The sequence below is a fragment of the Microtetraspora niveoalba genome (assembly GCF_001570405.1).
GTDB classification, from domain to species: Bacteria; Actinomycetota; Actinomycetes; order Streptosporangiales; family Streptosporangiaceae; genus Microtetraspora; species Microtetraspora niveoalba.
The window spans coordinates 20740-42171 of record NZ_BBYM01000022.1 but is presented as its reverse complement, the minus strand read 5'-3'; the positions used below and the strand labels follow the sequence as shown (position 1 = coordinate 42171).

Annotated in this window: 19 protein-coding genes; 6 read left to right on the top strand and 13 right to left on the bottom strand. The window is 72.1% G+C overall.

Annotation, left to right across the window (positions count from 1 at the left end):
• Positions 1–170: 170 nt before the first annotated feature.
• Positions 171–527, top strand: coding sequence for a hypothetical protein (locus AWQ70_RS22390; RefSeq protein WP_067179221.1), 357 nt, complete (start codon positions 171–173; stop codon positions 525–527).
• Here the strand turns inward: AWQ70_RS22390 and AWQ70_RS22385 are convergent.
• The gene (locus AWQ70_RS22385) at positions 490–1671 is read right to left on the bottom strand and encodes an MFS transporter (RefSeq protein WP_067179219.1); all 1182 of its coding nucleotides are present in this window, start codon (positions 1669–1671) and stop codon (positions 490–492) included. The two genes, AWQ70_RS22390 and AWQ70_RS22385, sit on opposite strands and share 38 nt — an antisense overlap.
• 97 nt (positions 1672–1768) lie before the next feature.
• Here AWQ70_RS22385 and AWQ70_RS22380 point away from each other — a divergent pair, with 97 nt between their 5' ends.
• On the top strand, positions 1769–2689 hold the full coding sequence (locus tag AWQ70_RS22380; protein ID WP_067179217.1) for a LysR family transcriptional regulator: 921 nt from the start codon (positions 1769–1771) through the stop codon (positions 2687–2689).
• A gap of 61 nt (positions 2690–2750) precedes the next feature.
• Here the strand turns inward: AWQ70_RS22380 and AWQ70_RS22375 are convergent, their stop codons facing one another.
• Positions 2751–3782: a GNAT family N-acetyltransferase gene (locus tag AWQ70_RS22375; RefSeq protein ID WP_067179215.1), complete on the bottom strand. Its 1032-nt coding sequence runs from the start codon at positions 3780–3782 to the stop codon at positions 2751–2753.
• 191 nt (positions 3783–3973) lie between these two features.
• Between AWQ70_RS22375 and AWQ70_RS22370 the strand changes: the two genes are divergently transcribed.
• The 3 genes from AWQ70_RS22370 (at position 3974) to AWQ70_RS22355 (ending at position 7666) form a co-directional block, all read left to right on the top strand.
• On the top strand, positions 3974–5371 hold the full coding sequence (locus AWQ70_RS22370) for an NAD(P)/FAD-dependent oxidoreductase (RefSeq protein WP_067179213.1): 1398 nt from the start codon (positions 3974–3976) through the stop codon (positions 5369–5371).
• A 137-nt stretch (positions 5372–5508) separates the two neighbouring features.
• A complete protein-coding gene (locus AWQ70_RS22365; protein WP_067179380.1) occupies positions 5509–7125 on the top strand; it encodes an amidohydrolase in 1617 nt (538 codons plus the stop codon).
• A gap of 118 nt (positions 7126–7243) precedes the next feature.
• Entirely contained in the window at positions 7244–7666 is a 423-nt protein-coding gene (locus AWQ70_RS22355; protein WP_218004613.1) for a hypothetical protein, read from the top strand.
• A 141-nt stretch (positions 7667–7807) separates the two neighbouring features.
• On the opposite strand, the gene AWQ70_RS22350 is transcribed toward AWQ70_RS22355, so the two are convergent.
• The 11 genes from AWQ70_RS22350 to uvrA all read right to left on the bottom strand — a co-directional run bounded on the left by AWQ70_RS22350 (position 7808) and on the right by uvrA (position 20509).
• On the bottom strand, positions 7808–8155 hold the full coding sequence (locus AWQ70_RS22350; RefSeq protein ID WP_082776862.1) for an RNA polymerase-binding protein RbpA: 348 nt from the start codon (positions 8153–8155) through the stop codon (positions 7808–7810).
• A gap of 126 nt (positions 8156–8281) precedes the next feature.
• Positions 8282–8512, bottom strand: coding sequence for a preprotein translocase subunit SecG (gene secG / locus AWQ70_RS22345; protein ID WP_061255550.1), 231 nt, complete (start codon positions 8510–8512; stop codon positions 8282–8284).
• 109 nt (positions 8513–8621) lie between these two features.
• On the bottom strand, positions 8622–9404 hold the full coding sequence (gene tpiA, locus AWQ70_RS22340) for a triose-phosphate isomerase (protein WP_084517616.1): 783 nt from the start codon (positions 9402–9404) through the stop codon (positions 8622–8624).
• Positions 9401–10591, bottom strand: coding sequence for a phosphoglycerate kinase (locus tag AWQ70_RS22335; RefSeq protein ID WP_067179207.1), 1191 nt, complete (start codon positions 10589–10591; stop codon positions 9401–9403). Before AWQ70_RS22335 ends, tpiA begins: the two co-directional genes overlap by 4 nt.
• The gene (gene gap / locus AWQ70_RS22330) at positions 10591–11595 is read right to left on the bottom strand and encodes a type I glyceraldehyde-3-phosphate dehydrogenase (RefSeq protein ID WP_067179205.1); all 1005 of its coding nucleotides are present in this window, start codon (positions 11593–11595) and stop codon (positions 10591–10593) included. The genes AWQ70_RS22335 and gap overlap by 1 nt, the downstream gene beginning before the upstream one ends.
• A gap of 274 nt (positions 11596–11869) precedes the next feature.
• Complete coding sequence (gene whiA / locus AWQ70_RS22325) at positions 11870–12850, bottom strand: DNA-binding protein WhiA (RefSeq protein WP_067179203.1); 981 nt, start codon at positions 12848–12850, stop codon at positions 11870–11872.
• Between the two features lie 63 nt (positions 12851–12913).
• Complete coding sequence (locus AWQ70_RS22320) at positions 12914–13831, bottom strand: gluconeogenesis factor YvcK family protein (protein ID WP_067179376.1); 918 nt, start codon at positions 13829–13831, stop codon at positions 12914–12916.
• Between the two features lie 56 nt (positions 13832–13887).
• Positions 13888–14760, bottom strand: coding sequence for an RNase adapter RapZ (gene rapZ, locus AWQ70_RS22315; RefSeq protein ID WP_067179201.1), 873 nt, complete (start codon positions 14758–14760; stop codon positions 13888–13890).
• Positions 14760–16793, bottom strand: a complete 2034-nt coding sequence (gene uvrC, locus AWQ70_RS22310) for an excinuclease ABC subunit UvrC (RefSeq protein ID WP_067179200.1) — start codon at positions 16791–16793, stop codon at positions 14760–14762. The genes rapZ and uvrC overlap by 1 nt, the downstream gene beginning before the upstream one ends.
• Positions 16794–17060: 267 nt before the next feature.
• Positions 17061–17483, bottom strand: a complete 423-nt coding sequence (locus tag AWQ70_RS22305; RefSeq protein ID WP_067179198.1) for a Rieske (2Fe-2S) protein — start codon at positions 17481–17483, stop codon at positions 17061–17063.
• Positions 17484–17668: 185 nt separating this feature from the next.
• Entirely contained in the window at positions 17669–20509 is a 2841-nt protein-coding gene (uvrA, locus tag AWQ70_RS22300) for an excinuclease ABC subunit UvrA (protein WP_067179196.1), read from the bottom strand.
• A gap of 227 nt (positions 20510–20736) precedes the next feature.
• Here uvrA and AWQ70_RS22295 point away from each other — a divergent pair, with 227 nt between their 5' ends.
• A complete protein-coding gene (locus AWQ70_RS22295; protein ID WP_067179194.1) occupies positions 20737–21387 on the top strand; it encodes an MBL fold metallo-hydrolase in 651 nt (216 codons plus the stop codon).
• Positions 21388–21432: the final 45 nt, after the last annotated feature.

Genomic DNA, 21432 nt, shown 5'->3' with positions numbered 1-21432 from the left:
CTCCCCCGGCTTTGATCTCCTTGGCCAGGGCGTCGCGCGCGGCGGTGAACTCCTCGGGGGGCAGGCCGTACAGCCGGTCGGCGGCGGCGTTGAGGTCCACCTCCGATCTCTACCCGCGATGCGCGTCCCGGGTGGGCGCGCGGCGGCGGCGAATCTGGCAGATTAGACGTATGTCCGACACCCCCTCGCCCCGAGACGAGCTGCGCGCGACCCTCGACGCGCGCCGCGATCTGGGTCCCGAATACGAGAGCGCGCTGACGGAGGCCTTCCTCGACCGCATCGAGGCCACCATCGCCCAGCGGGTGAAGGCCGAGGCCGACAGCCGTCTCCCCGACCCCCGGCACACGGTGTGGGAGGAGCAGCAGGAGCGCAAACGCGGTCTCGGACTGGCCCTCGGCTCGCTCGGCATCGCCATCCCGCTGACCGGCGCGGCCTCGTTCTCCGCGGGGTTGCCCGGGCTGGCGGTCGTCTGGGTCGGCATCGTCGCGGTCAATTTCGCCTACGCCTTCGGCCGCCGGCGGCGGTAGCGGCCAGCGCGCCGAGCGCGAGCAGCCCTCCCAGCGGCATCACCGCGAGCGGCGACGCGGCGTCGACGACCCGGCCGCCCAGGAGCGCGCCCAGCGAGATCGCCACGTTGAACGCCGCGACGAAGAGCGCCGACACCCCCTCGGGAGCGTGCGGGGCGACCGTGAGCAGCCACTTCTGCGTGCTGACCGACACGCCTCCGTACGCGAGGCCCCACAGCGCGAGCAGCACGGTCGCGCCCGCGGCGCCTCCTGCGACGAGCGGCATCGCCGCCGTCACCGCCGCGAGCGACCCGCAGATCACCAGGAGCGGGCGGCGCGGGTCGCGCGACAGCGTGCCGGCGAGGAAGTTCCCGGCCACGCCCGCGACCCCGTACAGCAGAAGGGTCGCGCTCACGGCGCCCGCGTCGAAGCCGGGGATCCGCTCCAGCAGTGGCCGCACGTAGGTGTAGGCGGCGAAATGCCCGGTGACCAGCAGCAGGACGGTCAGGAGGCCGAGCCGCACCCGCCCGGCGCGTAGCAGCCCCGGCACGTCGGAGACCCGCGCCGCCCGCTCCACGGGGAGCGGTGGCAGCAGCGCGGCCAGCGCGCCGGTCGCCGCCAGCGCCACCAGGCCCATCACGGCGAAGGCCGCCCGCCACCCCCACAGGTCTCCGGCCAGGGTGCCCACCGGGACTCCGAGCACGGACGCCACCGCGATGCCGCTGAAGATCAGCATGGTGGCGCGCCCCGCTGATCGCGCCGGCACCAGCCGTACGGCGAGCCCGGCCGCGATGGCCCACACCCCTCCTATGCACACTCCCACCAGCACCCGCGCCGCGACCAGGACGGGGAAGCTCGGTGCGACGGCCGACAGCAGGTTCGCCGCCGCGAGCAGCCCCGCGAGCCCGACCAGTGCCCGTCGGCGGTCCGTCCGTCCCAGGGCGAGCGTGACGGAGGGCGCCGCCACCGCCGCCACCAGGCCCGGAACGGTCATGGTCAGTCCCGCCGTGCCGTCGGAGACCTCCAACCCGGTCCCGATCCCGGTGAGCAGCCCGACGGGCAGCATCTCCGTGGTCACCACCGAGAACGTCGCGACCGCGACCGCGACCACGGCGAGCCGGCCGCTCATCCGCGAACGCGCCGGTGGATGTTCGATCGTCGTCATGCCGCCAGCCTGGTCAGCGGCGCATCGCGGAACAACGGCGAAGCCCTCATCCTTCAATGAGCGTGGCTCATGGATTCGGGCGGGAACGGGGACGGCGTTGAGCGGGCTGGAGATCAGAGAGCTGGAGTGCTTCATCGTCCTCGCCGAGGAGCTGCACTTCGGCCGGGCGGGCGAACGCCTGTACGTCTCGCAGAGTCGCGTCAGCCAGCTCCTGCGGTCGCTGGAAAGCCGGATCGGCGCCCGCCTCGTCGACCGCACGAGCCGCCGGGTCCGGCTCACCCCGTTCGGCGCGCGTTTCCTCTGCGAGTTGCGCCCCGCGTACGACGCGCTCAGGAGGACCGTCGACGACGCGCGGGACGCGGCGCGCGGCACAGAGGGGGTGCTGCGGCTGGGATTCCAGGGAGCCGCCGACGGCCGTTTCATGAAGGCCGTCGCCGCCTTCGAGGCCGCCCGGCCCGGCCGCGTCACCGAGATCGCCGAGCTCGCGCTGTCCGACCCGTTCGGCGCCGTACGGCGGGGCGAGGTGGACGCGGCCATCGTCCTGCTGCCGGTCCGGGAGCCCGACCTGGTGCTCGGCCCCGTCTTCCCGGAGCAGGAGCAGACGCTCGCCGTCTCCGTACGCCACGAACTCGCCGGACGGGCGTCGCTCTCCGCCGAGGATCTCATCGCCTGCCCGCTCATCTCCCCGGCCGGCCCGGCGCCCGCGTACTGGCGCTCGGCGCAGGCGCCGGAGACGACGCCCGGAGGGGGTGCGATCCCGCGCGGCGCGGCGGTGACCACTCTGCAGGAGGGGATCGCGCTGGTCGCGGCGGGACGCGGCGCGATGTTGCTGTGCCGGCCCACCGCCGGGTACCACACCCGTCGCGACGTCGTGTTCGTCCCGGTGCGCGGCCTTCCCGGCTCCGCGCTCGGCCTGGTGTGGCACCGTGACGCCGAGACGGCCCGGGTCCGCGCCTTCCGCGACGCCGTCGCCGCCGTGACACCGGAGGAGCCCCGGCCGGCCCGGCCGGGATCGTGACGCGGTCGGCCCGGCGCGCGGCCCCCTGAGCCGCCGCGCGCCGGGACGAGCCGTGACGGGTTCAGCTCGGGGAGGCCGTCACCGTCACACCCGCGGCGATCCGCGCCTCGACCACACCGGGGTCCTCGGTGTAGGCGAGCGTGGCGCCGAGGGAGAGCAGGAGCCCGCGCATCCGCGCGTTGTCGGAGAGGAAGGACGCCCTGACCTCGGCGAACCCGAGGTCGCGCGCCGCCTCCATGAGCATCCGGGCGAGGACGCGGCCGAGACCGCGCCCCTGCCAGCGGTCCTCGACGAGGAGGGCCATCTCGGCGATGCCGGGGTCCGGGGTGAACAGCAGGTTGGCCAGGGCGACGACCTGGCCGTCGTGCCCGGCCACCAGGGAGTGGCCGTGGTCGCGGTCGCAGAGCCGCTCGAACACCCGTGGCGGCAGCGACGGCATGGAGGTGAAGTACCGGAACCTGCGGGACTCCGGCGAGCAGCGCTCGTGCAGGTCCCGGACGGCCTCGCGATAGAGCGGCGTCAGCGGCCTGACCACGGCCTCGGCGCCGTCGGCGAGCCGCACCGGGCGCTCGGCCCCCTGCGCCTCGGCGGGCGGCTGCGCGAGCCGTACGAGCGCGGCGGCGCGGGCCGCCTCCGTGAGCGTGAACGGCAGCCCCGACCGGCGCAGCCGGATCGCCCGCCTGGGCGCGACGGGCACGGTGAGCAGGGTCGGGTCGGGCAGGTCGGAGAGATCGGCGCCGTAGACCCAGCGGGCGTCGTCGGCCCGCATCAGCTCGCGCAGGATCTCCGGAAGCCGCCAGGGCGCGGCGCGCAGCCGTGCGGCGAGCAGCAGCGCGCGGGTGGGCTCGTCGGTGAGGTCGTGGGCGGTCGCGGCCACGACCTGGACACGGCGACCGCCGACGGCCTCCAGGGCCGCGCGTACGGTCTCGGGGGAGGCGGGGATGTCGGCGACGAACTCGTCCACGGTGCCGTCGCTGTCCGGCTGGACGGACAGGCCGAGGATGTTCCCGCCCTTGCCGGCCAGCACCGTAGCCAGCGAGGCGAGCCGGCCGGGCCGTTCGTCCACCGTCGTCCTGATCCGCAGAAACCCCATCGATACCGCTCCCTCCGTGATGAGGCAATCATGTCGTAGATCTGTTACGCGATTGCTACATGGAGGTGTGCCGACCGTTTCGCCGCGGCTAATCCTGGGATGACGGACGTTATCGGCATGTCAGCCACCGTTTCGCGACGACTTTCGCGGCGAGGTTCTCCAACCGGTACGGATATAGCAGGATATGCCTCATGAACGCTCCGCTGTCCCCAGATTTCGTCAACGGCGATGTGTCCTTCTGGTACCGATCCCTCGGGATCCCCGCCCCCGGCGTCCGTCTCGACGGCGACAGGGACGCGGACGTCGCGATCGTCGGAGGCGGCTACACCGGCCTGTGGACCGCCTACTACCTGAAGAAGGCCGATCCCTCGCTGCGGGTGGCGGTCCTGGAGAAGGAGTTCGCCGGCTTCGGCGCGTCCGGCCGCAACGGCGGCTGGCTGACCGGGGCGCTCGCCGGCTCGCCCGAGCGCTACGCGAAGACCCACGGCCCGGACGCCACCCGGCGGCTGCAGCGGGAGATGTTCGCCGCGATCGACGAGGTCATCGCGGTCTGCGCCGACGAGGGCATCGACGCGGACATCGTCAAGGGAGGGCTGTTCAACGTCGCCCGCGGCCCCGCCCAGGACGCCCGGCTGCGCGCCGAGCTGGCCGCGCAGCGCGAGTGGGGCTGGACCGAGGAGGACGTCCGGCTGCTCACGCCCGCCGAGATGGACGGGCGGATGCGCGTGTCCGGCGCGGTCTCCGCCACCTGGAGCCCGCACTGCGCCAGGATCCAGCCCGCCAAGCTCGCCCGGGGTCTGGCGGACGCCGTACGCGGCCTGGGCGTGGACCTCTTCGAGGGCACGCCGGTGACGGCGATCGAGCCCGGCCGGGCGGTGACGCCGTATGGCGCCGTGCGGGCGCACCACGTGCTGCGCTGCACGGAGGGGTTCACCGCGACCGTCCCGGGCCACCACCGCGACTGGCTCCCGATGAACAGCTCGATGATCGTCACCGAGCCGCTGCCCCCGGAGGTTTGGGAGGCGATCGGCTGGGAGGGCCGCGAGCTGCTCGGGGACATGGCCCACTACTACATGTACGCGCAGCGCACCGCGGACGACCGCATCGCGTTCGGCGGCCGCGGCCGCCCCTACCTGTACGGCTCGCGGGTGGACGACCGCGGGCACACGCACGACTGGACCGTGGACGCGCTGTGGGGGCTGGTGACGTCGTTCTTCCCCGCCGTCGCGTCCTCGCGGGTGGCGCACGCCTGGTCGGGCGTGCTCGGCGTGCCGCGCGACTGGTGCGCGACGGTGGGCCTCGACCCGGCCACCGGGATCGGCTGGGCGGGCGGGTACACCGGACACGGCGTGACCACGACCAACGTGGCCGGGCGGACGCTGCGCGACCTGGTGCTCGGGCGGGAGACGCCGCTGACCGGCCTGCCGTGGGTGGGCCGCCGGGTCCGCTCCTGGGAGCCCGAGCCGCTGCGCTGGCTCGGGGTCCACTCCATGTACCGCCTGTACCGCATGGCGGACGCGCGCGAGGCGCAGGGCATGAGCAGGACGTCCGTGCTGGCCCGCGTCGCCGACCGGATCACCGGCCACTAGTGCCCTGACGGGCCAGGTTCGCCCGGACCGGGGTCCGGAGACGCCCCACCGGACCTCGCCCGCGCGCGGGCGCCGTTCTCGCCACCACGTCGGCGGATGACGTGGAAACCGACGACACCAAGAAAGAGGCTGGCATCGTGAGCTCCCCCATCCTGTTCCGCGGCGGCCGGGTCCTCACGCCCGGCGGATTCGCCGAGGCCGTGCTCGTGCGTGACGGCGTCATCGCCGCCGTCGGAGCCGAGGCCGACCTCGTACGGCTCGCGCCCGCCGCCGAGCCCGTGGACCTGCGCGGCGGGCTGCTGACGCCGGGCTTCGTCGACGCCCACATCCACCCGGTGCAGGCCGGGCTGGAGCGGGCCGCCTGCGACCTGGCGGAGATCTACGGACTCGACGACTATCTGGCGCGCGTCTCCGCGTTCGCCGCGGCGCATCCCGAGAAGACGTGGATCAGCGGCGGCGGCTGGGACATGGCGGCCTTCCCCGGAGGGCTCCCCCACCGCTCGCAGCTCGACTTCCTCGACCGGCCCGCGTACCTGATCCAGCGCGACCACCACGCGGCGTGGGTGAACACCCGCGCGCTCGAAATCGCGGGGATCACCAAGGACACGCCCGACCCCGTCGACGGCCGGATCGAGCGCGACGCCGACGGCACCCCGAGCGGCGTCCTGCACGAGGGGGCGATGGATCTCGTCGGCCTGCTCACGCCCCGCCCGACCCCCGCCGACGTCGAGGCCGCCCTGCTGGAGGCGCAGCAGTACCTGTTCACACTCGGCATCACCGGCTGGCAGGACGCCATCGTGGGCTCCTACGCGGGATCGGACGACCAGCTCCCCGCGTACCTGTCCACCGCCTCGGACGGCCGGCTCAAGGCCCGCGTGGTGGGCGCCCTGTGGTGGGACCGCGCGCGCGGGGCCGAGCAGATCCCCGAGCTGCTGGAGCGACGCGCCCGCGCCGAGGGGCTGGAGCGGTTCCGCGCCACCTCCGTCAAGATCATGCAGGACGGCATCGCGGAGAACTTCACCGCCGCCGTCATCCAGCCCTACTGCCGCTGCGGCGGGACCGGCCTGTCCTACGTGGACCCCGAGCTGCTCAAGGGGTACGTCAAGGAGCTCGACGCCCACGGGTTCCAGGTCCACTTCCACGCCATCGGCGAGCGCGCCGTACGGGAGGCGCTGGACGCCCTGACCGGCACGTCCCCGGAGAACCGGCACCACATCGCCCACCTGCAGATCGTCACGCCGCAGGACGTGCCGCGCTTCGCGGCGCTCGGCGTCGCCGCGAACCTGCAGCCGCTGTGGGCCACGCACCACGCCCAGATGGACGAGCTGTGCATCCCCTACCTCGGCGAGGAGCGCTCGACCTGGCAGTACCCCTTCGCCGACCTCGTACGGCACGGCACCCGGCTGGCGGCCGGGTCGGACTGGCCGGTGACGTCCGCCGACCCGCTGCAGGCCGTACACGTGGCCGTCAACCGGACCGAACCGGGCGGCTCGGTCCACGCGTCCTACCCGACCGCGGGGACGCCGTTCCTGCCCGGCCAGAGCATCGACCTGCGCACCGTGCTCACCGCGTACACCGCCGGGTCGGCCTGGCTGAACCGCTCGCCCGCCGGGGCGATCGAGGAGGGCCGCCCGGCCGACCTGGTCGTGCTCGACCGCGACCCGTTCACGCTCGCCCCCGAGGACATCTGGACGACCGGCGTGCGGATGACCTTCGTCGACGGCGAGTGCGTCGCGGACAACACGGCCGGCTGACGGTCGGGCCCGGTGCGTCCGGAGTCACCCGGCGGTCGTCCTGCTCTGGCAGAGCTCGGCCTGCTTGGTGATGTCGCCCTCGGTGTCGAGCCACACGTCCGCGACGTACCCGTAGCCGGTGTACGCCGCACGGCCTTCGTCCGCGACCTGGCCGCGCCGGACGCGGGCCTGCTGTTGTCTCCCCCCGCAGGTGGCCGCGCTCGGCGCCGCCCTGGACGCGCTGCGCCTCACCGGCCGGGCCGAGGTGACGGTGGCGCGGGCGGCGCCGCTGGGCGGGGAGCAGATCCTGCGGGTGGCCGGGCGGCGCGTGGTCCTGCCCTCCGACGGGCGGCCCGCCGTTCCCCCGCTGGACCTCGGTTCGCCCATCCTCGCCGTCGCCGCCGGCCGGGACGATGTGCTGCGCCTGGTGGAGGACGCGACCCGCGAGGCGTCGGACCGCGTCGCCGCGCACCGGGACCTGCTCGACCCGGTCTTCCTCCCCGAGATCGAACGCCGCCTCGCCCTGGTCAACGAGCGCCTCGTCACCATCCGGTGCGGTTGACCTCCCCCGGGCCGGATGCGCGTTCCGGCTCGGTGGATCGCCGCCCCGTGGACACGGCGAGGCCCCCGTTCCGCCAGGGAACGGGGGCCTGTCGTGCGTGCCGTGAGACGGGCCTGGGTCGGATCCGACCAGCGGATCGACCTAGTAGATCGGGCGCGAGGAGGACCGCAGCCGCTCCAGGGCCTCGGCCAGGATCTGCGCGCCGTCCTTGTCGCTGCGACGCTCCTTCACGTACGCGAGGTGCGTCTTGTACGGCTCGTTTCGCGGCGGAGCGGGCGGGTTCGCCTCGTCCTGACCGGCCGGAAGCCCGCACCGGGGGCAGTCCCAGTGCTCAGGGATGGCCGCGTCGCTGGCGAAGCTGGGACGCGTCTCATGCATGTTCGCGCACCAGAACGAGACCCGCACTCGGGGGGCCGCCTCGCCGCGTTCGGCTTCCCCCATGGGGCCCGCACCGACTCGGCTGCCACGGATCGCGTTGCCACTACCCACGAATGAACTCCTCGCTCTCACGCCCCGCGGGACACGGGGGAAAGATGAATCTATGTCACGTGTCGCCGCAGATAAGCCATTTCTGCCCGATTTTTTACAGCCTGACCGGTTTCGGCCTTCCGGCCGTTACGGCTTGAGCAGCAGGCCCAGCGCGATGATGCAGACGAACCACACCACGCCCGTGATGATCGTGAGACGGTCGAGGTTGCGCTCGACCACCGCCGACCCGCCGAACGACGACGAGAATCCGCCGCCGAACATGTCTGTGAGACCACCACCCTTGCCCTTGTGCAGCAGCACGAGCAGCACCATCAGGGCGCTCGACAGAATGAGGGCGATGGAGATTCCGATAATCACCGTTGACCTGTTCCTATGACCCGCGCGGGTGCGCGACACCAGCGGTGTGACGATTCAATCTTGCCCTATGAGGGTACGACCTGTTGTCAAGTCGCACCCTCCAAACGGCTCAGCCCGCGGACATCTCGCCAAAGCGGGAAATCTTCACGAACTCGCCCGGGTCGAGGCTGGCCCCTCCGACGAGGGCGCCGTCCACGTCGGGCTGCGCCATGATCCCGGCGATGTTGTCGGACTTGACCGATCCTCCGTAAAGGATACGGACGGCCGCGGCCACCTCGCCGTCGTACAGCTCGGCGAGTCGCGTCCGGATCGCCCCGCAGACCTCCTGCGCGTCCTCCGGGGTCGCGACCTCGCCGGTCCCGATCGCCCAGACCGGCTCGTACGCCACCACGACGGACTTCGCCTGGTCGGCGGGCACCCCGTCGAGGGCGCCGTCGAGCTGGGCAAGGGTGTGAGGCACCTGCTCGCCGGCCTGGCGGACCGGCAGTCCCTCGCCGACGCAGAGGATCGGGGTGATCCCGTGCCGGTAGGCCGCCTTCACCTTGGCGTTGCAGACGGCCTCGTCCTCGCCGTGGTACTGCCGCCGCTCCGAGTGGCCGACCAGTACGTAGGTGCAGCCGAGCTTCGCGAGCATCGCGCCCGAGATCTCGCCGGTGTAGGCCCCCGCGTCGTGCCGGGACAGGTCCTGACCGCCGTACGCGATCTGCAGCTTGTCCCCGTCGACCAGGGTCTGCACGCTGCGCAGGTCGGTGAACGGCGGGAGCACCGCGACCTCGACCGCGTCGAAGTCCTTGGCGGTGAGGGAGAACGCCAGCTTCTGCACCAGATTGATGGCCTCGAGGTGGTTGAGGTTCATCTTCCAGTTGCCGGCGATCAGCGGCGTGCGGCTCACGAGTCCTCCAGAGCGGCGAGTCCGGGCAGGGTCTTGCCCTCGAGGTATTCGAGGCTCGCCCCGCCACCGGTCGAGATGTGCGAGAAGCCGTCCTCCGGCAGTCCCAGACGACGCACCGCGGCCGCCGAGTCGCCGCCGCCCACGACGGTGAACGCCTCGGACGCGATCAGCGCCTCGGCCACGGCCCGGGTCCCGCCCGCGAACGCGTCGAACTCGAACACGCCCATCGGGCCGTTCCAGAACACCGTCCGGGCGTCGGCCAGCTTGGACGCGAACAGCTCGCGGGTGCGCGGGCCGATGTCGAGGCCCTGCCGGTCGGCCGGGATCGCGGACGCGTCCACCACCTCGTGCGGCGCGTCCGGCCCGAACTCGGTCGCGGCGAGCACGTCCACCGGCAGCACCAAATCGACGCCGCGGTCCTCCGCCTCGGCGAGGAAGCCGCGCACCCGGTCGATCTGGTCCTCCTGCAGCAGCGAGCCGCCGACCTCGTGGCCCTGGGCCGCGAGGAAGGTGTAGGCCATGCCGCCGCCGATCAGCAGCCGGTCGACCTTGGACAGCAGGTTGGCGATGACGCCCAGCTTGTCGGAGACCTTCGCGCCGCCCAGCACCACGACGTACGGCCTGGCCGGGTCCTCGGTGAGCTTCTTGAGCACCTCGACCTCGGCCACGATCAGCCCGCCGGCGGCGTGCGGCAGCCGCTGGGGCACGTCGTAGACGCTGGCGTGCTTGCGGTGCACGGCGCCGAAGCCGTCGCCGACGTACAGCTCGGCCAGCGCGGCCAGCCGGTCGGCGAACGCGCCGCGGACCGCGTCGTCCTTGGACTCCTCACCCGGCTCGAAGCGCAGGTTCTCCAGGAGCGCGACCTGGCCGTCCTGCAGCGCCGCCACGACGGCCTGCGCGGACTCGCCGACCACGTCGGAGGCGAACGCGACCTGCTCGCCGAGCAGCTCCGACAGCCGGCGGGCGACGGGCGCCAGGGAGTACTTCGGGGTGGGCGAACCCTTGGGGCGGCCCAGGTGGGCGCAGACGATCACCTTGGCGCCGTTGTCCAGCAGCGTCCTGATCGTCGGCAGCGACGCCCGGATCCGCCCGTCGTCGGTGATCGTCTCCCCGTCGAGAGGGACGTTGAGGTCGGCGCGCACGAGCACGCGCCGGCCCTTCACGTCGAGCGAGTCGATGGTCCGCATCAGAGCGAGGCGCCCACGAACTCGATCAGGTCGGCGAGGCGGTTGGAGTAGCCCCACTCGTTGTCGTACCAGCCGACGGCCTTGATCTGGTTGCCGATCACCTTGGTGAGGCCGGCGTCGAAGATGCAGGAGGCCGGGTCGGTGACGATGTCGGCGGAGACGATCTCGTCCTCGGTGTAGCTGAGGATGCCCTTCAGCGGGCCCTCGGCGGCGGCCTTCAGCGCGGCGTTGACCTCCTCGACCGAGGTCTCGCGGCCGACCTCGACGGTCAGGTCGGTGGCCGAACCCGTGGGGATCGGCACCCGCAGCGCGTAGCCGTCGAGCTTGCCCTTGAGCTCGGGCAGGACCAGGCCGATGGCCTTGGCGGCGCCGGTGGAGGTCGGGACGATGTTCAGCGCGGCGGCGCGGGCCCGGCGCAGGTCCTTGTGCGGGCCGTCCTGCAGGTTCTGGTCCTGCGTGTACGCGTGGATCGTGGTCATCAGGCCCTTCTGGATGCCGAAGGTGTCGTTGATGACCTTGGCCATGGGGGCCAGGCAGTTGGTCGTGCACGACGCGTTGGAGATGATCGTGTGCGCGGCCGGGTCATAGGTGTCGTGGTTGACGCCCATGACGATCGTCACGTCCTCGTTCTTCGCCGGAGCGGAGATGATGACCTTCTTGGCGCCGTTGTCGGCGTGCACCTTGGCCTTGGTGGCGTCGGTGAACAGGCCCGTCGACTCGACGACCACGTCGATGCCCAGGTCACCCCACGGCAGCTTGGCGGGGTCACGCTCGGCGAACGCCTTGATGGCCTTGCCGTCCACCGTGATCTCGTCCGCCGAGGCCTTCACCTCGTACGGCAGGCGGCCAAGGATGCTGTCGTACTTCAGCAGGTGGGCAAGAGTGGCATTGTCGGTCAGGTCGTTGACCGCGACGATCTCGATGTCCTTACCGCTGGCTGCCACAGCGCGCCAGAAATTGCGGCCGATACGGCCGAAGCCGTTGACGCCTACGCGGATGCTCACGGAATCGGTCTCCTCGTACGTCGTGCGCCGGCTGCCCGGCGACAGGGCTGGCTTTGAAACCTCAGTCACAGACCTTATCCGACTCAAATTGGTTTAGACCAACGCGCCCCACCGCTGATCGGAAACGGCAAAGCACGTGCCAGAAAGGGGCGCGCACGACAAAGCGGCCGGTTCGCGCACGCAAACCGGCCGCCATGAGCGGAGCGGGGGAAGGCCCAGGTGAGGGGGCGCCGTCTCGGCCGCCGGGCCGGGCCCGGTGCCGGCGGCGCCGGGGTCAGGGGGCCAGCATCTCGGCGGTCAGGTTGGCCTCGGTGTTGGCGATGCCGAGATCCTGGGCGCGCTTGTCGGCCATCGCCAGCAGCCGCCGGATGCGTCCGGCGATGGCGTCCTTGGTCAGCGGCGGGTCGGCGATCTGGCCGAGTTCCTCGAGGGACGCCTGCTTGTGCTCGACCCGGAGCCGGCCGGCGACCACCAGGTGCTCGGGCGCCTCGTCCCCCAGGATCTCCAGGGCCCGCTGCACCCGTGCGCCGGCCGCGACGGCGGCCCTGGCCGACCTGCGGAGGTTGGCGTCGTCGAAGTTGGCCAGCCGGTTCGCCGTGGCCCGGACCTCGCGGCGCATCCGCCGCTCCTCCCAGGCCAGCACGCTGTCGTGCGCGCCGAGCCGGGTGAGCAGGGCGCTGATCGCGTCGCCGTCGCGGACCACGACCCGGTCCACGCCGCGCACCTCACGCGCCTTCGCGTGGATCTTCAGCCGCCGGGCCGAGCCGACCAGGGCCAGCGCCGCCTCGGGCCCCGGGCAGGTCACCTCGAGGGACATGGACCTGCCGGGCTCGGTCAGCGAGCCGTGCGCCAGGAACGCGCCGCGCCAGGCCGCCTCCGCGTCGCACGTAGCGCCCGAGACCACCTGACGGGGCAGTCCGCGCACCGGGCGGCCGTGGTTGTCGATCAGACCGGTCTGCCTGGCCAGGGCCTCACCGTCGCGGTAGACCCGCACCACGTATCGGGAGCCCTTGCGCAGGCCGGCGGGGGCCAGTACCAGCACCTCGGCCTTGTGGCCGAACACCTCGCCGATGTCCCTGATCAGGCGGCGGGCGGTGACATTGGTGTCGAGCTCCGCCTCGATCACGATCCGCCCGCCGACCAGGTGCAGGCCGCTCGCGAACCGCAACAGCGTCGAGACCTCGGCCTTCCGGCAGCAGGGCTTCAGCACCGAAAGGCGGCTCAGCTCGTCTTTCACCACACCCGTCATGGCCATCTGCGCGTGTCCTCCCCCAAACAGACTTTGGGAGCCAGTCTCTCGCACCCCGGAGGCCCGGTCTCACCGCTTCTCACGGAAAATCTCGTCCAGGACCCTGGCAAGACGAGGTCCGTCGTGCCTGGGAGATCCGTCACAGGCGCCCACATCGGCCAATACGAGACGCGCCCCCAGGGACACCGCGGCCTTCTCCAGCTCGCGCGGCTCGTCGACCACGCCGTGATCGGCGAGCACCATGTCCACCGACAACGACGGCGCGTGCTCGCGGAGCACCTCCAGGTGCTTCTCCGGGGAGAAGCCGTCCGTCTCACCCGGCTGCGGGGCGAGGTTGAGGATCACCAGCCGCCGCGCGCTCGTCGTGTGCAGCGCGCGCGCCAGCTCGGGGACCTTCAGGTGCGGCAGGACGCTGGTGAACCAGGACCCCGGCCCGAACACCACCCAGTCGGCCTCGTGGATGGCCTCCACCGCCTGGGGGCAGGCGGGCGGGTCCGGCGGGAGCAGCGAGATCGCCCGGACCCTGCCGGGCGTCAGCGCGCACGCCACCTGGCCGCGTACGGTCGTGACCTCGCCGTCCAGCTCGACCTCCGCCTGGATGTCCAGCGGGACCGACGCCATGGGCAGCACCCGGCCGTGGGCGCCGAGCAGCCGCCCCACCCAGTCGAGACCCTTGACCGGGTCGTCGAGCAGCTCCCACAGCGCCACGATCAGCAGGTTGCCGACGGCGTGCCCGTGCAGCTCGCCCTCGCTGCGGAAGCGGTGCTGGACGACGCGGCTCCAGGTCTGGCCCCACTCGTCGTCGCCGCACAACGCCGCGAGGGCCATCCGCAGGTCACCGGGAGGGATCACGCCCAGCTCACGCCTGAGACGGCCGCTGGAGCCCCCGTCGTCGGCCACGGTCACCACGGCCGTGAGGTCGTGCGTCACCGTCCTCAGCGCGGACAGGGAGGCGTACAGGCCGTGTCCTCCGCCGAGGGCGACCACTTTCGGGCCGGACGGACCGCCGTCCTCGCCCCCCTCGTCCTGCGCGCCCGCCGGCGTCACTCGCGCCCCACATCGCGGTGGCTGACCTGGACCTCCATGCCCCGGTCGCGCAGCCGCGCCCCGAGCTGCTCCGCCATGGCCACGCTGCGGTGCTTGCCGCCGGTGCAGCCGACGGCGAGCGTGGCGTAGCTCTTGCCCTCGCGCGCGTATCCGGCGGCCACCACCCCGAAGACCTCCTCGTACGCGTCGAGGAACTCCTTGGCACCGATCTGGCCGAGGACGTACTCGCGGACGGAGGCGTCCAGACCGCTCATCGGGCGCAGCTCGGGAACCCAGTGCGGATTGGGCAGGAAGCGGCAGTCCACCACGAGGTCGGCGTCGACCGGCAGGCCGTACTTGTATCCGAAGGAGACCACGTTGACCTTGAGGCCGGGCCGGTCCTCGCCGCCGAAGAAGGAGACGATCTTGTTGCGCAGCTCGTGGACGTTGAGCGAGGAGGTGTCGATTATGAGGTCGGCGTTGGCCCTGACCTCGCGCAGGATGCCGCGCTCGCGGGCGATGCCGTCGACGAGCCGTCCGTCGCCCTGCAACGGGTGGGGGCGCCGCACGTTCTCGAACCGGCGCACCAGCTCCTCGTCGCTCGCCTCCAGGAAGACCACCCGGAACCCGACGCCGCGGCCGTCCAGCTCGCCGATCGCCGCGTTGAGGTCGGAGGTGAAGGCGAGGCTGCGCACGTCGACGACCGCCGCGACCTTGTCGGCGGCCAGCTTGACCCGGCCGGCCTCCTCGGCCAGCGAGAACAGCAGGCCTGGCGGCAGGTTGTCGATCACGAACCAGCCCAGATCCTCAAGGGCCTTGGCGGCGGTGCTGCGCCCCGCCCCCGACATGCCCGTGACGATCACGAACGCCGGTTCTCTCGCAGCGCACATCAGTCGCTCACCGCTTTCTCTCGGTCGGCGTCGCGTTTCCGGCCGGCGTCCCCCGCGCCGCTCAGCGCCGCCACGATGGCCTCGGCGGTCGCGGGGCCGATGCCGGGAACCTCGCGGATCTCGTCGGCGCCGGCCTCGCGCAGCCGCTTCAGCGATCCGAAGTGCCGCAGAAGCGCCTGCCTTCGGGCGGGCCCGAGGCCGGGAACTTCGTCCAGCGCGCTTTCCTTGACGGCCCTGGACCGCTTCGAACGATGGTAGGCGATGGCGAACCGGTGCGCCTCGTCGCGAACGCGCTGCAGGAGGTAAAGGCCCTCGCTCGACCGCGGGAGGATCACCGGCTGGTCGTCACCGGGGAGCCACACCTCTTCGAGCCGCTTGGCGAGGCCGCAGACCGCGACGTCGTCCACGCCGAGCTCGTCGAGGGCGCGCTGGGCGGCCGCGGCCTGCGCGGGCCCGCCGTCGACCACGACCAGGTTGGGCGGGTAGGCGAACTTGCGGGGCCGTCCGGTGTCCGGGTCGATCGGCAGGCCGGTGCGCGGGTCGGCGCCCGCGCCCTCCACGGCTCCGCCCGCCGCGCCCGGTCCGCCGTCGCCGCCGTCGGCCTCCGCCGGCTCGGGGGCGGTCTCGGCGCCCAGCTCGCCGGTCGCCGACCGCTCCTCCAGATAGCGCTTGAACCTGCGCGAGATGACCTCGTGGATGGACGCGACGTCGCCCTCGGCGTTCTTGATCGAGAACCGGCGGTACTCGCTCTTGCGGGCCAGACCGTCCTCGAACACCACCATGGAGGCCACCACGTCGGTGCCCTGCGTGTGCGAGACGTCGTAGCACTCGACGCGCAGCGGCGCCTGGTCCAGCCCGAGGGCGTCGGCGATCTCCTGCAGCGCGCGGCTGCGCGTGGTGAGGTCGCTCGCGCGCCGCAGCTTGTGCTGGGCCAGGGACTCCTTCGCGTTGCGCTCGACGGTTTCCATCAGGCTCTTCTTGTCGCCGCGCTGCGGCACCCGCAGGTCCACCTTGGCGCCCCGCTGCTCGGACAGCAGCTCGGCCAGGGCGTCGGCGTCCGGCGGCGCGGCGGCGACCAGGATCTCGCGCGGGATCGCGGCCTCGCCGTACATCTGGAGCAGGAAGTGCTCCACGAGGTCGCCCGGGGTGGCGTCCTCGACCTTGTCGACCACCCAGCCGCGCTGGCCCCGGATGCGGCCCCCGCGCACGTAGAAGACCTGGACGGCGGCCTCCAGCGCGTCCTCGGCCAGGGCGATCACGTCGCAGTCGGTGTCGTCGCCGAGCACCACGGTCTGCTTCTCCAGGGCCCGCTGCAACGCCTGGATGTCGTCGCGCAGCCTGGCGGCCCTCTCGTACTCCTCCACGGCGGCGGCCTCGCGCATGGCCCGCTCCAGCCGCTTGATGAACCGGCCCGTGTTGCCGGCCATGAAGTCGCAGAAGTCCTCGGCCAGGGCGCGGTGCTCCTCGGGGGTGACCCGGCCCACGCAGGGCGCGGAGCACTTGTCGATGTATCCGAGCAGGCACGGCCGCCCGATCTGGCCGGCCCGCCGGAACACCCCGGCCGAGCAGGTGCGTACGGGGAACACGCGCAGCAGCAGGTCGACGGTCTCCCTGATCGCCCAGGCGTGGGAGTAGGGCCCGAAGTAGCGGGTGCCCTTGCGCTTGGCGCCGCGCAGCACCTGCACGCGGGGGAACTCCTCGCCCATGGTGACCGCGAGGTACGGATAGGACTTGTCGTCCCGGTACTTCACGTTGAAGCGGGGGTCGAACTCCTTGATCCAGGAGTATTCGAGCTGGAGCGCCTCGACCTCGGTGCCCACCACGGTCCAGTCGACGCCGGACGCGGTGGTGAGCATCGTCTGGGTCCGCGGGTGCAGGCTCGCGAAATCCGCGAAGTACGAATTGAGCCGCTGGCGCAGGCTCTTGGCCTTGCCGACGTAGATCACCCGGCCGCCGGGGTCGCGGAAGCGGTAGACACCCGGGGCCTCGGGGATCGCGCCGGGCGCTGGTCGATAAGTTGCCGGATCCGCCACAAAAGCAAGCCTACTGTCACGGGCCGACAAAACAGATCGCGATCGCGGCGGGCCGGTCCGGGCCCGGACCGGCCTGTACCTGCTGGCCCGGACCGGGCGCCAACGGAACCCGGCGCGAACGGGACCGGGCGCGAACGGGACCGGGCGCGAACGGGACCGGGCACGAACAGGACCGGGCACGAACAGGACCCGGCGCGAAGGGGTCCGGAGGGCCCGGGCGGACCCGGGCGCCGTCGGACGGCCCGACTTGGACGCGGGGGCCGGCGGTCAGAGGATGACGATGCCGTCGCCGTCCACGCGGAGCGGGAACTCCTTGAGCGGCGTCTCGGCCGGGCCGCGCAGGCAGGCGCCGGTGTCGAGGGCGAACGCGCTCCCGTGGCAGGGACACTCGACGGCCTTGTCCGCGAACCGCCCGACCACGCAGCCCTTGTGCGGGCAGGTGGCGGTGAACGCCTTGAACACGCCCTCCGACGGCTGCGTGAGCAGGATCTTCCAGTCCTTGATCAGGGTGCCGCCGCCCACGGGGACGTCGGCCACCTTGGCGATGACCTTCCCCTTGATCCCGGGGGGCACGACCGGCTCCGTCGGGACGCCCAGGCCGCACCCGGCGAGCGCGACGCCGCACGCGGCGACGCCCGCCGTCCCGAGCACCTGGCGGCGCGTGGGCATGGAAGGGGAGTTGGTGGTCATGGTGGGATTCCTTCTCGGGATCGGGGTGTGACCCCAGCCTAGGGACGGGACCCTCCGCCCCCGCGTCCGGCCCGGCCGAGCGCCGGGGACCGGCCCGCTCCGCGGGGGGCGGACGTGGCCGGCCCGCTCCCGGCGCCCACGACGAGGCGGCGCCGGAAGCGGCGACGGGCCGGGACGGGGTCCCGTCAGACGCCGAGGATCTTGCGCAGGAACACGCCGGTGTGGCTGCCCTCGACGCGGGCGACCTCCTCCGGGGTGCCGGTGGCGACGAGCGTGCCGCCCCGGGAACCGCCCTCCGGGCCCATGTCGATGATCCAGTCCGCCGTCTTGATCACATCGAGGTTGTGCTCGATGACGATGACCGTGTTGCCGTTGTCCACGAGCCGGTTCAGGACGCCGAGCAGCCGGCGGATGTCCTCGAAGTGCAGGCCCGTGGTCGGCTCGTCCAGGACGTAGGCCGTCCGGCCGGTGGACCGGCGCTGCAGCTCGGAGGCGAGCTTCACGCGCTGGGCCTCGCCGCCGGACAGCGTGGTCGCCGGCTGGCCGAGCCGTACGTAACCGAGGCCGACGTCGTTGAGCGTCTGCAGGTGGCGCCGGATGGCGGGGATGGCGTCGAAGAACTCCAGCGCCTCCTCGATCGGCATGTCCAGGACCTCGGCGATCGTCTTGCCCTTGTAGTGGACCTCCAGGGTCTCGCGGTTGTACCGCGCGCCGTGGCAGACCTCGCAGGGGACGTAGACGTCTGGCAGGAAGTTCATCTCGATCTTGATCGTGCCGTCGCCGGCGCAGGCCTCGCACCGGCCGCCCTTGACGTTGAAGCTGAACCGGCCGGGCAGGTAGCCGCGGATCTTCGCCTCGGTGGTCGCCGCGAACAGCTTGCGCACGTGGTCGAAGACACCCGTGTACGTGGCGGGGTTGGACCGGGGTGTGCGCCCGATCGGCGACTGGTCCACGTGCACGACCTTGTCCAGCAGGTCGGTGCCGGTCACCCGGGAGTGCCGGCCGGGGACCGTGCGGGCGCCGTTGAGCTCCTTGGCGAGCGCGCTGTAGAGGATGTCGTTGACCAGGGTGGACTTGCCCGACCCCGACACGCCGGTGACCGCCGTGAAGACCCCGAGCGGGAACTCCACGTCGACGCCCTTCAGGTTGTGCTGGCGTGCCCCCTTGACGACGAGCTGGCGCTTCCTGTCCCGCTTGCGCCGCTCGGGCGGCAGCTCGATCGCCCTGCGGCCGGACAGGTAGGCCCCGGTGAGCGACTCCCGGCTGTCGAGGAGCTCCTGCACGGTGCCGGACACGACGACCTGGCCGCCGTGCTCGCCCGCGCCCGGGCCGATGTCGACGACCCAGTCGGCCGCCGCGATCGTGTCCTCGTCGTGCTCGACGACGATGAGCGTGTTGCCCATGTCGCGCAGCCTGATCAGGGTCTCCAGCAGCCGCTGGTTGTCCCGCTGGTGCAGGCCGATCGACGGCTCGTCCAGCACGTACAGCACGCCGACGAGGCCGGAACCGATCTGGGTGGCCAGCCGGATGCGCTGTGCCTCGCCGCCCGCGAGGGTGCCCGCGGCCCGGTCGAGGGTGAGGTAGTCGAGGCCGACGTCGAGGAGGAAGCCGAGCCGCGCGTTGATCTCCTTGACCACCCGCTCGGCGATGTGCATGTCGCGCTCGGAGAGGTCCAGCGAGGCCAGGAAGGCGGAGCAGTCGGCGATCGACATGCCCGAGACCTTGGCGATCGACGCGTCGCCGACGGTCACGGCGAGGGAGACCGGCTTGAGCCGGAAGCCCTTGCAGGCGGGGCAGGGGATCTCCCGCATGAAACCCTCGAACCGCTCGCGCATGGCGTCGCTCTCGGACTCGGCGTGCCTGCGCTGCACCCACGGGATGACGCCCTCGAAGGTGGTGTAGTAGTCGCGCTGCCGGCCGTACCGGTTGCTGTAGCGGATGCGGACCTGCTCGTCGTGGCCGTGCAGGATCGCCTTCTGCGCCTTCTTGGGCAGCCGCTCCCAGGGTGTGTCGAGGTCGAAGCCGATGGCGTGGCCGAGCGCCTCGAGCAGCCGGATGAAGTAGTCGCTGGTGTGGCCGCCGGACCACGGGCTGATCGCGTTGTCCCCGAGGGTGCGCTCCGGGTCGGGCACGACGAGCTCCGGGTCGACCTCCATGCGGGTGCCGAGGCCCGTGCACTCCGGGCACGCGCCGAAGGGCGAGTTGAACGAGAACGACCGCGGCTCCAGCTCCTCGAACGACAGGTCGTCGTACGGGCAGTACAGGTGCTCGGAGTAGAAGCGCTCGCGGCCCGGGTCGCCCTCGGGCAGGTCGACGAAGTCGAGCGTGATCGTGCCGCCGGAGAGCTGGAGGGCCGTCTCGATCGAGTCGTTCATCCTCCGGCGCGCGCTCCCCTTGACGGAGAGGCGGTCGACGATCACCTCGATGTCGTGCTTCTCGTACTTCTTGAGCGTGGGCGGCTCCTCCAGCCGCACGATGGTGCCGTCCACCCTGGCCCGGGCGAAGCCCTTGGTCTGCAGCTCGCGGAACAGCTCGGCGTACTCGCCCTTGCGGCCCCGGACGACGGGGGCGAGCACCTGGAACCGGGTGCCCTCCTCCAGCTCCATCACCCGGTCCACGATCTGCTGCGGGGTCTGCTTGGCGATCGGGCGTGCGCAGGCCGGGCAGTGCGGCTTGCCGATGCGCGCCCAGAGCAGGCGAAGGTAGTCGTAGACCTCCGTGATGGTGCCCACGGTGGAGCGCGGGTTGCGGCTGGTCGACTTCTGGTCGATGGAGACGGCCGGGGACAGGCCCTCGATGAAGTCGACGTCGGGCTTGTCCATCTGCCCGAGGAACTGCCGGGCGTAGGAGGACAGCGACTCGACATAGCGCCGCTGGCCCTCGGCGAAGATGGTGTCGAAGGCCAGGCTGGACTTGCCCGAGCCAGAAAGCCCGGTGAAGACGATCAGAGCGTCTCGCGGGAGGTCGAGCGAGACATCCTTCAAATTGTGCTCACGTGCGCCACGCACGATCAGGCGGTCAGCCACAGCGGTCCCGAAAGGTCGTTGGAGTCAACAGAGGTGCACGGGGAGGTTATCCAGAGGCACCGACAATTTCGCGGGAGCCGGAACTGCCTCCGAATCCGCCGCCGGGTCCGCGTACCCGTCCCGAGGGTCGTGTCCCCTGTCAGTCCAGGGTATGGGCTCATGCGACCGTACGTCCCCCGAGTCGGCGATGATGACCTACGCCCCGGAACCGACGATGAAGGAGTGGCATGAGCTACACGGGTGACGTGACCAAGGGCGGCCCCGCCGACGTGCGCGAGCTGCCCGGCCTGACGATCCACAAGATCGAGGTCGGCGACTTCGGCAACAACGCCTATCTCCTGCGCTGCGTGGAGACCGGCGACGGACTCCTCATCGACGCCGCGGCCGAGCCCCGCCGCCTCCTCGACCTGATCGGGGACCGCCCGATCGGCACGATCGTGACCACCCACCGGCACGGGGACCACTGGATGGCCCTGGAGGAGGTGGCGGCGGCGACGGGGGCCCCGGTGGTGGCCCACCCCCTCGACGCGCCGGAGCTGCCCGTCCCCGTCGGCCGTACGGTCGAGCACGGCGACCGGATCACGGTGGGGCGGATCCCGCTGGAGGTCATCCACCTGCGCGGGCACACGCCGGGGTCGATCGCACTGTTCTACGAGGGGGCGGGCGGCCACCTCTTCACCGGCGACTCGCTGTTCCCCGGCGGCGTCGGCAACACGCAGAAGGACCCGAAGAGGTTCGACCAGCTCTACACCGACGTGGTCGAGCGGATCTTCGACCGGCTGCCGGACGAGACCTGGGTCTATCCGGGACACGGCAGGGACACGACACTCGGCGCGGAGCGGCCCTCGCTGCCGGAGTGGCGCGCCCGCGGCTGGTGACGGGCGCCCGGGGCCGGGGAGGGCCCCGGGCCCCGCTCGATACGG